This is a genomic window from Rathayibacter sp. VKM Ac-2857 (genome assembly GCF_013205025.1).
GTDB lineage: Bacteria > Actinomycetota > Actinomycetes > Actinomycetales > Microbacteriaceae > Rathayibacter.
Genome location: NZ_JABMLE010000001.1, coordinates 524,198 through 537,328, shown reverse-complemented (window position 1 = coordinate 537,328; position 13,131 = coordinate 524,198). Strand labels below are relative to the sequence as shown.

Genomic DNA, 13,131 nt, shown 5'->3' with positions numbered 1-13,131 from the left:
GATGGCCAAGCAGTGGCGCGGAGTCCTGCACGAGTACGCGGACCGCCTCGATGTCACCGAGGCGACCCCCGTCATCACGCTCGGCGAGGGCGGCACCCCGCTCATCCCGGCGGCGGCTCTCTCGGCCCGCACGGGCGCGAAGGTCTGGGTCAAGTACGAGGGCATGAACCCGACCGGCTCCTTCAAGGACCGCGGCATGACCATGGCGATCTCGAAGGCCGTCGAGCACGGCGCGAAGGCCGTCATCTGCGCCTCGACCGGCAACACCTCCGCGTCGGCCGCGGCCTACGCGACGCACGCCGGCATCACCGCCGCGGTGCTCGTCCCCGAGGGCAAGATCGCGCTCGGCAAGCTGAGCCAGGCGATCGCGCACAACGCGCAGCTGCTGCAGGTCCAGGGAAACTTCGACGACTGCCTCGACATCGCCCGCGACCTCGCGAAGAACTACCCGGTGCACCTGGTCAACTCGGTGAACCCCGACCGCATCGCCGGTCAGAAGACCGCCGCCTTCGAGGTCGTCGAGGTCCTCGGCGACGCGCCGGACCTCCACATCGTGCCCGTCGGCAACGCCGGCAACTACACCGCCTACTTCCGCGGCTACTCCGAGGAGCTCGAGCGCGGCGGGTCGACGAAGCTGCCCCGCATGTTCGGCTTCCAGGCCGAGGGCTCCGCGCCGATCGTGCACGGCGCGGTCGTCCGCCACCCCGAGACCATCGCCAGCGCGATCCGCATCGGCAACCCGGCCTCGTGGGAGCTCGCGCTCAACGCGCGCAGCGTGAGCGACGGCTACTTCGGCGCCATCAGCGACGAGAAGATCCTCGAGGCGTACCGCATCCTCGCGGGCGAGGTCGGCGTCTTCGTCGAGCCCGCCTCCGCGATCAGCGTCGCCGGCCTGCTCGAGCGCGCCGAGGCGGGGGCGATCCCCAAGGACGCCACCGTCGTGCTGACCGTCACCGGCCACGGCCTCAAGGACCCGCAGTGGGCCCTGCGCACCGCGGACGGCGAGGACATCACTCCGACCGTCGTGCCCGTGGACACCGCCGCGATCGCCGACGTGCTGGGGCTGGCCGGCGCATGACCTCGGCGGTTCCCGTCGGCCGCACCGTGCACGTCAAGGTCCCGGCGACCTCGGCGAACCTCGGCCCCGGGTTCGACACGCTGGGCCTCGCTCTCTCGGCCTACGACGAGCTCGAGGTCACGGCCGTCACGGCGACGGGCGCCCGGGTCGCGGTGCACGGCGTGGGCGAGGGCGAGGTGCCGACCGACGAGACGAACCTCGTCGTGCAGGCCATCGCCTACACCTTCGCCGACCAGCGGCAGGAGATGCCGGGCATCGACGTGACCGCGCGCAACATCATCCCGCACGGCCGCGGGATGGGCTCCTCCGGCGCCGCGATCGTCTCCGGGATCATGGCGGCGAAGGGACTGCTCGACGGCATCGTCGAGCTCGACGCCGACGACCTGCTCCGGATCGCGACCGAGATGGAGGGGCACCCCGACAACGTCGCGCCGGCGCTCTTCGGCGGTCTCACCATCGCCTGGGTCGAGCCCGGCGCCGAGGGCGGACCGGAGGCGCCGCTGCGGCCGCGCTCCAAGAAGCTGATGGTGCACCGCGGTGTCTCGCCGGTCGTCTTCGTGCCCGAGCACACCATGTCGACCCGGCTGGCGCGCTCGCTGCAGCCGATCAGCGTCCCGCACGAGGACGCCGTCTTCAACGTCTCGCGCTCGTCGCTGCTGATCGCGGCCCTGATCCAGAGCCCCGAGCTGCTGTTCGCGGCGACCGAGGACAAGCTGCACCAGAACTACCGGGCCGCGGCGATGCCGCAGACCTCCGAGCTGATCGCGCTGCTGCGCTCGCACGGCTACGCGGCCGTCGTCTCCGGCGCCGGACCGAGCGTCCTCGTGCTCTGCAGCGACCCCGCGCAGCGCCTGGCCGCCGCGGATCTGGTGGCGAAGGAGGCGCAGACGCCCTGGCGCGCGCACATGCTGGCCGTCGACTTCAAGGGTGCTACAGTGGGGATCGCATCCCGAGGAGCCGCGTAACGAGCGGAATCTGTCCGACGGATCGTCCCGATAATCACGGCCATCACATCGTGTGAAGGGCGCCCCTGCTTCTCGTGCAGATCAGCGCCTGGTCGCTCGTGCCCTCTCTGCGCTTCCCGAGGCAGGTCGAGCCGGCGACCGAGAGCATCGCGTGGATCAGAACTCGCGATGGACCCGCACGGCTGATGTGCTCTCCCGGTGAGCGTTCGCTCCCGGGGGGAAGGAACCCCTCTCCAGTGACAGATGTCAACACCCGCGGCACCGCCGCGGACAACGCCGATCTCGCCGGCCTCCGCGTCGCCGAGCTGCAGGCTCTCGCGACGAGCCTCGGCATCGGCGGAGCCTCCAAGCTCCGCAAGGGCGAGCTCGTCCAGGCCATCTCGGACCTCCGCGCCGGCGCGGACTCCGAGGTCGCCGCCGAGCCCGCCGCTCCCGCCGAGGAGCAGGCGCCCGCCGAGCCCTCGGCCGCCGAGCAGTCGTTCGCCGAGCCGGCCGAGGCCGAGCCCGTCGTCGACGGCACGAGTGTCGAGGCCGAGCCGGCCGACGTGGCCGAGCAGAGCGCCCCGGTGCTCGAGGCCCCCGCCGAGGTGCCCGCGCCCGCCGAGAGCACGGAGGCGGACACCGCCGACGTCCTCGAGCAGGCCGCCGCCACGGTCGAGGAGCCGGCTCCGGTCGCCGCCGAGGCCGCTCCGGTCGAGCTCGAGCTCCCCGTGGCCGCCGAGCCGGTCGCCGAGCCCGCCGAGCGCACCCCGCGTCGTCGCGGCTCGCGTCGCGCCTCCAGCGGCACGGTCGCCGCCGGTGAGCACCTGAACGTGCCGGCCGGCAGCGGTGTCGAGTCGCTCATCCCCGAGCTCCCGCCCGTCGTCGAGCAGGCCCCCGACGCCGAGCAGGCGCCGCGACCGGTCATCGAGATCGAGCTGCCCAACGGGCCGGAGTCGGACGACTCCTCCCGCGAGGGCGGTCAGCGCGAGCGCCGCGGACGCCGTCGCAGCCGCGGCGGCAGCGCCGAGCAGAACGAGCAGCCCGAGTCGAGCGACTCCGTCGAGTCGTCCCCGCAGGACGCCGGCGACGAGTCCGACTCCGGCGACCGCCAGGACGACCAGCAGAACTCCGGCGAGCAGCAGAACGGCGGTGACCAGCAGAACGGCGGCGACCAGCAGGGCACCGGCCGCGGCCGCAACCGCCGCAACCGCAACCGCCGTGGTGAGGACCGCCAGGCGAACGACGGCCAGCAGAACGGCAGCACTCAGAACAACGGTGGCCAGAACGGCAACGGCCAGAACGGCAACGGCCAGAACGGCGCCGCGCAGAACGGCAACGGCCAGGCCGCGTCGAACCAGGGCGGCCAGCCCCAGGGCGGCAACGGCCAGAACGCTCAGGGCTCCTCGCAGAACGGCCAGCAGGCCGACGGCGAGGACGGCCGCCGCAGCCGCTACCGCGACCGCAAGCGCCGCGGGGGAGCGGTCGGCGACGACTTCGAGCCCGAGATCAGCGAGGACGACGTCCTCATCCCGGTCGCCGGCATCCTCGACGTCCTCGACAACTACGCGTTCGTGCGCACCACGGGCTACCTGCCCGGTGTCAGCGACGTCTACGTCTCGCTCGGCCAGGTCAAGAAGTACAACCTGCGCAAGGGCGACGCCGTCGTCGGCGCCATCCGCCAGCCCCGCGAGGGCGAGGGCGGCGGACGCCAGAAGTACAACGCGATCGTCCGCGTCGACTCCATCAACGGCCAGACCGTCGAGGAGGCCGCCGCGCGCGTCGAGTTCCACGACCTCACGCCGCTGTACCCGACCGAGCGCCTGCGCCTCGAGACGGAGCCGGGCAAGCTGACCCAGCGGATCATCGACCTGGTCGCCCCGATCGGCAAGGGCCAGCGCGGCCTCATCGTCGCGCCGCCCAAGGCCGGCAAGACGATCGTCCTGCAGCAGATCGCGAACGCGATCGTGCAGAACAACCCCGAGGTCCACCTCATGGTCGTGCTCGTCGACGAGCGTCCTGAGGAGGTCACCGACATGCAGCGCACCGTGCGCGGCGAGGTCGTCGCCTCCACGTTCGACCGCCCGGCCGAGGACCACACCACGGTCGCCGAGCTGGCCATCGAGCGCGCCAAGCGCCTCGTCGAGCTGGGCCACGACGTCGTCGTGCTGCTCGACTCGATCACCCGCCTCGGCCGCGCCTACAACGTGACCGCCGCTCCCTCGGGCCGCGTGCTCTCGGGCGGCGTCGACGCGTCGGCGCTGTACCCGCCGAAGAAGTTCTTCGGTGCGGCGCGCAACATCGAGAACGGCGGCTCGCTCACCATCCTCGCGACGGCGCTCATCGAGACCGGCTCGAAGATGGACGAGGTGATCTTCGAGGAGTTCAAGGGCACCGGCAACATGGAGCTCCGCCTCTCGCGCCACCTCGCCGACAAGCGGATCTTCCCCGCCGTCGACGTCAACGCGTCGGGCACCCGCCGCGAGGAGATGCTCCTCAGCTCGGACGAGGTCAAGATCACCTGGAAGCTGCGCCGCGCCCTCGCCGGGCTCGACCAGCAGCAGGCGCTCGAGATCATCCTGTCCCGCCTGAAGGAGACGTCCTCGAACGTCGAGTTCCTGATGCAGGTCTCGAAGTCCGCCGTCGGCCCGACCACCGCGAACCACGGCAACGGCCACCACTAGCTGCCCCGACGTCCGCGGTCGCCCCTCCGGGGGCGGCCGCGGGCGTTTTCGCGTCCCGGGTCTCGATACGGCGCCTGCGGCGCCTACTCGACCAGCATGTCCGGCGCATTCCGCGCAGCGGGCCGCTCCTGCTGGTCGAGCAGCCCGCGCAGCGGGCCGCTCCTGCTGGTCGAGCAGCCCGCGCAGCGGGCGCATCGAGACCCGCCCTGCTGAGCACGTCGGTCTCTTAGGAAAGATCACCTAGTACGTATGGGGAAAGTCATGTTGATCGAGTAGCCCGCGGAGCGGGCGTATCGAGATCCGCCACCGTCAGGACGCTGAGTATGCAGACCCGCCCTGCTGGTGGTGGCGGGTCTCGATACGCCCCTGCGGGGCTACTCGACCAGCATGACGCGGCGTCGCCGCGTCCTTTCCCTCACCACCGAGACGCGAAGCGGCTTCGCCGCTCGATACGGCGCCTGCGGCACCTATTCGACCAGCAAGTACTGCCCATCACCACAGACGACCCCCGGAAACCAGGAACCCCATGTTCGAATCCGTCAGCGTCCTCTTCGCCGAGCACGAGGACCTCCAGACGCAGCTGTCCGACCCCGCCCTGCACGCGGACGCCGCGCGAGCGAAGAAGGTCAACCGCCGCTACGCCGAGCTGAGCCAGATCAAGTCGGCCCACGCCGCCTGGATCCAGGCCGGCGAGGACCTCGAGGCCGCGCGCGAGCTCGCCCGCGAGGACGACGCCTTCGCCGAGGAGGTCCCGGAGCTCGAGGAGTCCCTCCGCGTCGCGCAGGAGAAGCTGCGCCGCCTCCTCATCCCGCGCGACCCCGACGACGGCCGGGACGTGATCATGGAGATCAAGGGCGGCGAGGGCGGTGCCGAGAGCGCGCTGTTCGCGGCCGACCTGCTCCGGATGTACCTGCACTACGCCGAGGCGAAGGGCTGGAAGACCGAGATCCTCGATCGCGACGAGTCCGACCTCGGCGGCTACAAGAACGTCCAGGTCGCCATCAAGAGCAACGCGACCGACCCCTCGCAGGGCGTCTGGGCGCACCTGAAGTACGAGGGCGGCGTGCACCGCGTGCAGCGCGTCCCCGTGACGGAGTCGCAGGGCCGCATCCACACGTCGACCACCGGCGTGCTCGTCTTCCCCGAGGTCGACGCCCCGGAGGAGATCGCGATCAGCCAGAACGACCTGAAGATCGACGTCTACCGCTCCTCGGGCCCCGGCGGCCAGTCGGTGAACACCACCGACTCCGCAGTGCGGATCACCCACCTCCCGACCGGCATCGTCGTCTCGATGCAGAACGAGAAGAGCCAGCTGCAGAACCGCGAGGCCGGCATGCGCGTCCTGCGCGCGCGCATCCTCGCCCGCCAGCAGGAGGAGATCGCCGCCGCCGCCTCCGACGCCCGCAAGACGCAGATCCGGACGATGGACCGCTCCGAGCGCATCCGCACCTACAACTTCCCCGAGAACCGCATCGCCGACCACCGCACCGGCTACAAGGCCTACAACCTCGACGGCGTGATGAACGGAGCGCTCGACCCCGTCGTCGAGAGCGCGATCCAGTTCGACGAGGAGGCCCGCCTGGCCGACATCGGCTCCGACGAGTCGTGAGCACGGTGACGATCGATCTCGACGCGCGCGCACTCCTCGCGGACGCCGTCGCCCGGCTGACCTCGGCGCGCGTCCCCACCCCGGACGTCGACGCCGAGCTGCTGCTCGGCCACCTGCTCGGCCTCGGCCGCGGCTCGCTCCAGGCGCGGCTGATCACCGGCCTCGCGCTCGACGAGGCGACCCGCGACGCCTACGACCACGCGATCGAGCGCCGGGCCTCGCGCGAGCCGCTGCAGCACATCATCGGCGTCGCGCCGTTCCGCTCGCTCGAGCTCGCGGTCGGTCCAGGCGTCTTCGTGCCGCGGCCCGAGACGGAGGGAGTGGCGCAGCTCGCCATCGACGCCCTCCGCGCCGTGGCCGACGAGTCGCCGATCGCCGTCGACCTCGGCACCGGCAGCGGGGCGCTCGCGCTCGCGCTCGCCCACGAGGTCCCGCATGCGCGGGTCATCGGCGTCGAGAACTCCGTCGACGCCTTCCTCTGGGCGCGCGGCAACCGCGACCGCCTGGGTCTCGAGAACGCCCGCATCGTCTTCGTCGACCTCGCCGACGCGCTGCCCGAGCTCGACGGCACGGTCTCCGTCGTCGTCTCCAACCCGCCGTACATCCCCTCGGCCGCCGTCCCGCGCGACATCGAGGTGCGGCGGTACGACCCGCCGGCCGCGCTCTACGGCGGCGAGGACGGGCTGGACGTCGTGCGGGCGCTGTCCCGGACCGCGCTCCGGCTGCTCCGGGCCGGGGGAGTGCTCGTCATCGAGCACGGCGAGCTGCAGGGAGCGGAGATCCGTGCGCTGCTGACGGCAGACGGCTGGCGCGGGGCGACGACGCAGCGGGATCTGACCGGGCGCGATCGGTCGACGGTGGCGGTGCGCTGAGGCCCTCGGCCCGGAACCACCCGGTTCGGCGTCCTGCGGCTGCCGCCCCGGGTGATCCTCGCCGTCAGCGACGGGAGCGGCGGGCCTCGACGATCAGCTGCGCGACCGCCCGGGACGCGGCCGGCGCCCCCCGCAGGAGGCGCTGGAGCCGCGATCGGGCGCGCCCCGCAGCCGTGTCCGTCGTCGTGGGTCGCATCCGCAGCAGATCCGCGCGCTGCGGCCAGACCGCATGGCGGATCGTGACGAGTCGTCGCCAGCCGCGCTGCCGCCGGATGATGCTGGTCCACATGTAGCCGGTGCTCGCTCCTGCCGCCACGCGCCGGGTCCACTCCATCAGTGCGGCGGCCTCCGCCGGGTCGGCGACGGGGGGCGCCGGCGTCGAGGGGATCGCGTCGAGCGCGCGGAGCACCTCGGCCAGCGTGTGCTCGGCCCCCGTGCGGCGGGCGAGCGCTGCCAGATCGGTGCGCTGCTCCGCGTCGAGCGCGGCGTGCTCGAGGAGGTAGGCCAGCTCGCGGGCGTGCCGGGCGTTGTCCGAGCGGCTCCGGAGCGCGTGCAGGCCCAGGACGAGCAGGCTCCCGGCCCGGTCGGGGATGCTGCAGTCGCGCCCGGCGGCCGGCATCGTCACCCGGCGGCGCCACAGCTCGTCGAAGACGACGTCGCCCGGAGCGATGAAGCCGGGGAAGAAGCGATGGACGTCGATGTCGCAGGGCCAGCGGGGATGGATGAGGGTGCGCGAGTGCTCGGTGTAGCGCGCACCGGCGAAGGTGCTGCGGCGCTGACTCCAGCCGTTCGCCTCGAGGAGGGCGCAGAACGACTCGAAGGCCGCCGGGTCGACCAGGACGTCGACGTCGGAGGAGACGTGCCCCTCCCGCAGTCCGAGGAACTGCAGCCCCGGCCCCTTGATGAAGAGGGCGCGCTGAGCGTGCTCCTCCGCGAGCCAGGAGAGCCAGCCGTGCAGCAGGAGGACGGCACTGGGCAGGTCGAGATCTCGAGCGCCGGTCATTCTCCGTCACTCGCACTCTGATCCGCGGCGAGGACGAGACCGCGATCGCGGAGGGAGAGAACGAATTCCTCGACCGGGAGGGCTATCTCGGAGACATCTGTCGAATAGAGTGCCGCTATCTTATCGATGAGCGCAGCTAAGGTGATCCCATGAGAGGAAGCACAGATCTCGTCCCAGATGTCCAGTCCCGATCCGGAGATCTCCACGGCGTCCTCGAGCGGCTCGCGCAGCGGCACGAGAAAAGCCCTTCCGGCTCTTTCGACGCCCACCGCTGCTGAAGCTTTCCATTTGCCGTTCATGGAGAACTCGGTCTTCCCTTCACCCCTCGAAGGAGCCGACTCGGACGAGAGCGGCCATCGACCGACGGAGCTCTCGAGCGGGCCTCTGGCGGCGGGCGGAGAGAGCGGCGGCGGCGCTCGACCCCGAACTTAGCAGGATCACGCGGCTCGACCACCTCTCGGGGGGTGCCGAAGGGGTGCGGACGGCTCCCTCCGGCCGGGCGACGATCCCTCCATTCCTGCGCCTCCGAACGGGGGACACGAACTGAGCGAATATCGCTTCAGAGCGCCGTGGGGGACTTCTCCGGGAGGTAGAGTTCAAAACTCCGCGGGCAATGCCGACCGCTTCTCATACATCTATCCGAGTATCGATCGGGCCTATTCCAGGTCTTATCGCGAAGGGATCCATGAAAGCGCTCGTCACTGGTGCGGCCGGCTTCATCGGCTCGACGATCAGCCGCCGCCTCCTGGCCGACGGCTGGGACGTCGTCGGTGTGGACGCGTTCACCGACTATTACGACGTCTCTTTGAAGCGCGCCAATGCCGCGAAGAACGTCGCGGCCGGACTGACGCTCGTGGAGGCCGATCTGACCACCGTCGAGCTGGCTCCGCTACTCGACGGCGTCGACGTCGTCTTCCACCAGGCCGGCCAGCCGGGCGTGCGCGGCTCCTGGAAGGAGGGCTTCGCTCCCTATCTCTCCCGGAACATCGGCGCGACGCAGCGGCTGCTCGAGGCGCTCCGCGACCACGACCGCCTGCAGCGCTTCGTCTACGCCTCCTCCTCGTCGATCTACGGCGACGCGGAGTGCTTCCCCACCTCGGAGGCGACGCCCCCCGCGCCGGTCAGCCCCTACGGCGTGACCAAGCTCGCCGCCGAGCACCTCACCAGCCTCTACGGCACCAACTTCGGTCTGCCGACCACGTCGCTGCGCTACTTCACCGTCTACGGTCCGCGCCAGCGTCCCGACATGGCGTTCACCCGCTTCGTCCGCTCCGCCGTGCTCGGCGACCCGATCGAGATCTACGGGACCGGCGAGCAGGTCCGCGACTTCACCTTCGTCGAGGACATCGTCGAGGCCAACGTCCTGGCGGCGACGACCCCGACGGCTCCCGGCTCGGTCTACAACGTCGCGGGCGGGACGAGCGCCTCGGTGAACGAGGTGCTGCACTTCCTCGGCGAGCTGCACGGGGCACCGCTGAACGTGTCGTACACCGACAAGGCGCTCGGCGACGTCGTGCGCACGGGCGGCGGGACCGACCGCATCGCGGCCGAGCTCGGCTGGGCCCCGAAGGTCGACCTGAAGGACGGACTCGCGCGCCACCTCGACTGGGCGTGCGAGACCTTCGGTGGGCGCGCGTGACGCTCACCGACGACGAGCTGCGCACACTGCCCCGGACGATCCGCACTCGCGCGGATCTCCGGGCGTTCGTGCTGGCCGACCAGATGGCGCACGGGGTGGCCGCCTGGCGGTTCGACTCGCGGTGGCGCCACCCGGTCGTGCACTACCAGCGGCTGCTCCGCCAGGTCGAGTTCCTCCGGGCGCAGAAGGGCGCCGCCGCTCGCGTCGCCCGCTTCGTCGCGAGGTTCCGCCTGCAGCGCGCGGGGCTGCGCACCGGGATCTCGATCGGCCCCGGCGTCTTCGGCCCGGGCCTCTCGATCGCGCACTACGGCACCCTCGTCGTCAATTCGCGGGCGCGAGTGGGGGCGTTCTGCCGGATCCACCCCACCGTCACGATCGGCATCGCCCAGGGCGGCGTGCCGACGATCGGCGACTTCGTCTACATCGGCCCGGGCGCGGTGATCTACGGGGCCGTCACGATCGGCGACGGCGCCGTGGTCGGCGCGAACTCGGTGGTCAACCGCGACGTCGCGGCCGGCGTCACGGTCGCCGGCGCCCCCGCACGGGTGGTCGCGACCCGCGACTCCGCCTCGCTGATGCCGGCGGCCTTCGCCCGCGTCGAGAGCGCGAAGCGATGAAGGTCGTCCTCCTCGTCCCTCGGTTCTCCGGCGGCGGGGCCGAGTTCGTCGCCCGGCAGTGGGCGCTGCACCTCGCTGCGAGCGGGGACACGGTCGTGGTCGCCGCGACGAAGCTCACCGGCGACGACGACATCCCGGCCGAGCTGCAGCTCGTCGCTCTCGACGGACGCGGGACCGTGCGGAAGCTGCTGCAGCTGCGCCGGCTGCTCCGCACCGAGAAGCCGGACGCCGTGCTCGCGCTGATGCCCTACTGGAACCTCCTCGCGCTCTTCGCGACGCGACTGCTGCCCGGCCGGCCGCGCGTGCTGATCAGCGGCCGCAACATGGCCGTCCACCTCCGCCGCACCTTCGGCCCTGCCTACGCGGCGAAGCAGCTGCTGGCGCGACTGGCGTACCGGTGGGCCGACGAGTTCGTCGCGATCTCGCATCCGGTCGCCGCCGAGGCGATCGCGCTCTACGGCCTGCCGCCCGCCTCCGTCTCCGTCGTGCTCAACCCGTCGCTGAAGACGGAGTCGGTCGCTGCCGTCGCGCCCCGGCACGACGACGGTCCTCTCGCGCTGGTCGCGCCGGCGCGGCTGGTCGCGCAGAAGCGTCCGCAGCTGGTCGTCGAGACCGCGGTGGCCTGCCGCGAGCTGCACGGCCGCGAGGTGGTCGCGCACTTCTACGGCGTCGGGCCGCTGACGGAGCAGGTCCGCGCGCTCGCCGCGGAGCACGGGGTCCCCGCCGTCTTCCACGGCTGGGTCTCCTCCTGGTCCGCCGATCTGCCCGCGAACGCCGTAGTCCTGCTCCCGTCGCTGTCCGAGGGCTTCGGCAACGTGCTCGTCGAGGCGGCCCGCGTGGGCGTGCCGAGCGTCGCCTCCTCGCAGGCGCTCGGCGTGGCCGACGCCATCGTCCCGCGGCTGACCGGAGTCCTCGTCGCCGGCGAATCGGCCGCCGACTTCGCCGCCGGCGTGATCGAGGCCGCCGGCATGACCGTCGCCGGACACGAGTCGTGGCTGAGCTCGTTCACTCGCGCGTCGAGCGGCGCGGCTCTCCGCAGCCGCCTGGAGGCCGTGGTGATGCAGAAGTGAGCGAGCGAGGTGCCGGACGCACCGTCCTGAGCGCGTCGACCGGCACGCTCGTCGCACGCGTGCTCGGGTTCCTCCGCAACATCGCTCTGGCCGCGGCGCTCGGGACCGGCCTGGTCTCGGACTCCTACAACCTGGCCAACCAGGTGCCGAACCAGATCTTCCTGCTGCTGGGCGGGGGAGTGATCGCCGCGGTGTTCCTGCCGCAGCTCGCCACCCTGCGGGTGCGCTCGGAGCACGACGCCGACCGCTACGGCACGGTGCTGCTGGTCTGCTCGGCGGCCTTCGGCGTGATCGTCAGCGGACTGCTGCTGGCGTTCTCCGGCCCGCTGATCTCCGTCCTCGGCGGCGGCAGCTGGGGATTCTCGCAGCGCGAGCTCACCCTCGCCTTCTTCCTCTGGTGCACCCCGCAGGTCGCTGCAGCGTCGGTCTTCACGGTCGCGTCGCAGCTGATGAACGCCCGCGGCCGCTTCACCTCGGTCAGCTGGCTGCCGGCGGTCTCGAGCGTGGGAGTGATCGCCGGGGCGATCGTCGTGATCGCCGCCGGCGACGTGAGCGCCGATTCGCCCGGCTCCGTCTCGCTCGTCGCCATCACCGTGCTGGGCGCGGCGACACTCGGCGGGACCGTCCTGCAGAGCGTCGTGCTCTGCGTCCTCCTCGGCCGCGCCGGCTTCCGGCCGAGCTGGGGGACGAGCGGGCTGCGCGGACTCGGACTCCGCCTCGCCGCTCGCACCGGTCTGCTCGCCGTCGCCTCGGCGGTCTGCTACCAGATCTCGAATCTGCTCACGGCGGCCTGGGCGGCCCAGGCCGGCGCGACAGCGGCCGACGCCGGCGCGGTCGGCTTCGGCTACTCGGCGCTCTTCTACGCGCAGGCGATCGTCTCGGTGGTGCAGGGCGTGGCGGTGTCGAGCCTCGCCTCGGTCCTGCTCCAGCGGCTGTCCCGGCACTTCGCCGCGTCGAACGACGAGGAGGCCTTCAGAGAGCTGAGCGAGGCGCTGCTGCGGCTGGCCTCGTTCATCCTGCCGGTCGCCGGACTGCTCGTCGCGGTCGGTCCCGGTCTGAGTGAGCTGATGTTCGCCCGCGGCGAGACGTCGACCGATTCGGCGCGCATCATCGGCGTGGTCCTGGCGGTCTTCGCCTCCAGCCTGCTGCCGTTCGCCTGGCACGTCCTGCTCATCCGCCCCTTCTACGCGAAGCACGACGGGATCCGCCCGCTCTACAGCGCCTTCGTCATCAACACGATCTGGGCCGGGACCGGTCTGGTGGGGCTCCTGGTCCTGCCTCCGCAGGGAGTGATCCTGGGCCTCGCCACCGGCTTCGCCCTGTCCTACTGGATCGACCTGCCGATCAAGCTGCGCTGGCTGCGGCTGCGCCTCGGCTTCCGCGTCGAGCCGGCCGTCGGCCGCGGCGTCGGACGGGGTGCGGGCGTCGCCTCGTCGCTGGCGGTCGTGATCGGAGCGCCCGGCTGGGTGCTGCTGTTCGTGCTCGACCCGCCGACCCTCGCCGTCCTCGGCGTCGTGGCCCTCCAGAGCCTCGTCTTCGTCGTCGCCTACGTGCTCCTGACCCGTCGCTCGTCGATCTCCCCCGTCGACCTCGTGCGCTGGTTGAAGAAATGACA

At 71.8% G+C, this 13,131-nt stretch carries 11 protein-coding genes; 9 read left to right on the top strand and 2 right to left on the bottom strand.

From position 1 onward, the window contains the following. The first annotated feature begins 1 nt into the window (after position 1). From thrC to prmC, 5 genes are all read left to right on the top strand, one after another. Positions 2-1,078 carry a threonine synthase gene (gene thrC / locus HQQ86_RS02420; RefSeq protein WP_132435767.1) on the top strand — a complete coding sequence of 359 codons (1,077 nt, stop codon included), beginning with the start codon at positions 2-4 and terminating at the stop codon, positions 1,076-1,078. Continuing rightward, complete coding sequence (thrB, locus tag HQQ86_RS02415; protein WP_173286179.1) at positions 1,075-2,043, top strand: homoserine kinase; 969 nt, start codon at positions 1,075-1,077, stop codon at positions 2,041-2,043. Before thrC ends, thrB begins: the two co-directional genes overlap by 4 nt. Positions 2,044-2,279: 236 nt before the next feature. Continuing rightward, entirely contained in the window at positions 2,280-4,706 is a 2,427-nt protein-coding gene (rho, locus tag HQQ86_RS02410; protein WP_367948520.1) for a transcription termination factor Rho, read from the top strand. 526 nt (positions 4,707-5,232) lie between these two features. Beyond that, entirely contained in the window at positions 5,233-6,315 is a 1,083-nt protein-coding gene (prfA, locus tag HQQ86_RS21105) for a peptide chain release factor 1 (protein ID WP_254071773.1), read from the top strand. Positions 6,316-6,320: 5 nt separating this feature from the next. Next, positions 6,321-7,187 carry a peptide chain release factor N(5)-glutamine methyltransferase gene (gene prmC / locus HQQ86_RS21100; protein WP_367948578.1) on the top strand — a complete coding sequence of 289 codons (867 nt, stop codon included), beginning with the start codon at positions 6,321-6,323 and terminating at the stop codon, positions 7,185-7,187. A 64-nt stretch (positions 7,188-7,251) separates the two neighbouring features. Here prmC and HQQ86_RS02400 read toward each other — a convergent pair whose 3' ends face one another. After that, on the bottom strand, positions 7,252-8,190 hold the full coding sequence (locus HQQ86_RS02400; protein ID WP_173286175.1) for a nucleotidyltransferase family protein: 939 nt from the start codon (positions 8,188-8,190) through the stop codon (positions 7,252-7,254). Then, complete coding sequence (locus tag HQQ86_RS02395; RefSeq protein WP_173286173.1) at positions 8,187-8,489, bottom strand: PqqD family peptide modification chaperone; 303 nt, start codon at positions 8,487-8,489, stop codon at positions 8,187-8,189. The genes HQQ86_RS02400 and HQQ86_RS02395 overlap by 4 nt, the downstream gene beginning before the upstream one ends. Before the next feature lie 386 nt (positions 8,490-8,875). Between HQQ86_RS02395 and HQQ86_RS02390 the strand changes: the two genes are divergently transcribed. The 4 genes from HQQ86_RS02390 to murJ are packed head-to-tail and all read left to right on the top strand — an operon-like array spanning position 8,876 to position 13,129. Beyond that, complete coding sequence (locus HQQ86_RS02390) at positions 8,876-9,829, top strand: NAD-dependent epimerase/dehydratase family protein (RefSeq protein ID WP_173286171.1); 954 nt, start codon at positions 8,876-8,878, stop codon at positions 9,827-9,829. Next, the gene (locus HQQ86_RS21625; protein ID WP_367948519.1) at positions 9,826-10,446 is read left to right on the top strand and encodes a serine O-acetyltransferase; all 621 of its coding nucleotides are present in this window, start codon (positions 9,826-9,828) and stop codon (positions 10,444-10,446) included. Before HQQ86_RS02390 ends, HQQ86_RS21625 begins: the two co-directional genes overlap by 4 nt. Next, positions 10,443-11,516: a glycosyltransferase gene (locus tag HQQ86_RS02380; RefSeq protein ID WP_173286169.1), complete on the top strand. Its 1,074-nt coding sequence runs from the start codon at positions 10,443-10,445 to the stop codon at positions 11,514-11,516. The genes HQQ86_RS21625 and HQQ86_RS02380 overlap by 4 nt, the downstream gene beginning before the upstream one ends. Further along, complete coding sequence (gene murJ, locus HQQ86_RS02375) at positions 11,513-13,129, top strand: lipid II flippase MurJ (RefSeq protein WP_173286167.1); 1,617 nt, start codon at positions 11,513-11,515, stop codon at positions 13,127-13,129. Before HQQ86_RS02380 ends, murJ begins: the two co-directional genes overlap by 4 nt. The last annotated feature ends 2 nt before the right edge of the window (positions 13,130-13,131 follow it).

Excerpts from the sequence above, each read along its gene's own strand:
- HQQ86_RS02390 (WP_173286171.1), top strand. The coding sequence starts at position 8,876 with ATGAAAGCGCTCGTCACTGGTGCGGCCGGCTTCATCGGCTCGACGATC.
- thrB (WP_173286179.1), top strand. The coding sequence starts at position 1,075 with ATGACCTCGGCGGTTCCCGTCGGCCGCACCGTGCACGTCAAGGTCCCG.
- prfA (WP_254071773.1), top strand. The coding sequence starts at position 5,233 with ATGTTCGAATCCGTCAGCGTCCTCTTCGCCGAGCACGAGGACCTCCAG.
- HQQ86_RS02400 (WP_173286175.1), bottom strand. The coding sequence starts at position 8,190 with ATGACCGGCGCTCGAGATCTCGACCTGCCCAGTGCCGTCCTCCTGCTG.
- HQQ86_RS02380 (WP_173286169.1), top strand. The coding sequence starts at position 10,443 with ATGAAGGTCGTCCTCCTCGTCCCTCGGTTCTCCGGCGGCGGGGCCGAG.
- HQQ86_RS02395 (WP_173286173.1), bottom strand. The coding sequence starts at position 8,489 with ATGAACGGCAAATGGAAAGCTTCAGCAGCGGTGGGCGTCGAAAGAGCC.
- thrC (WP_132435767.1), top strand. The coding sequence starts at position 2 with ATGGCCAAGCAGTGGCGCGGAGTCCTGCACGAGTACGCGGACCGCCTC.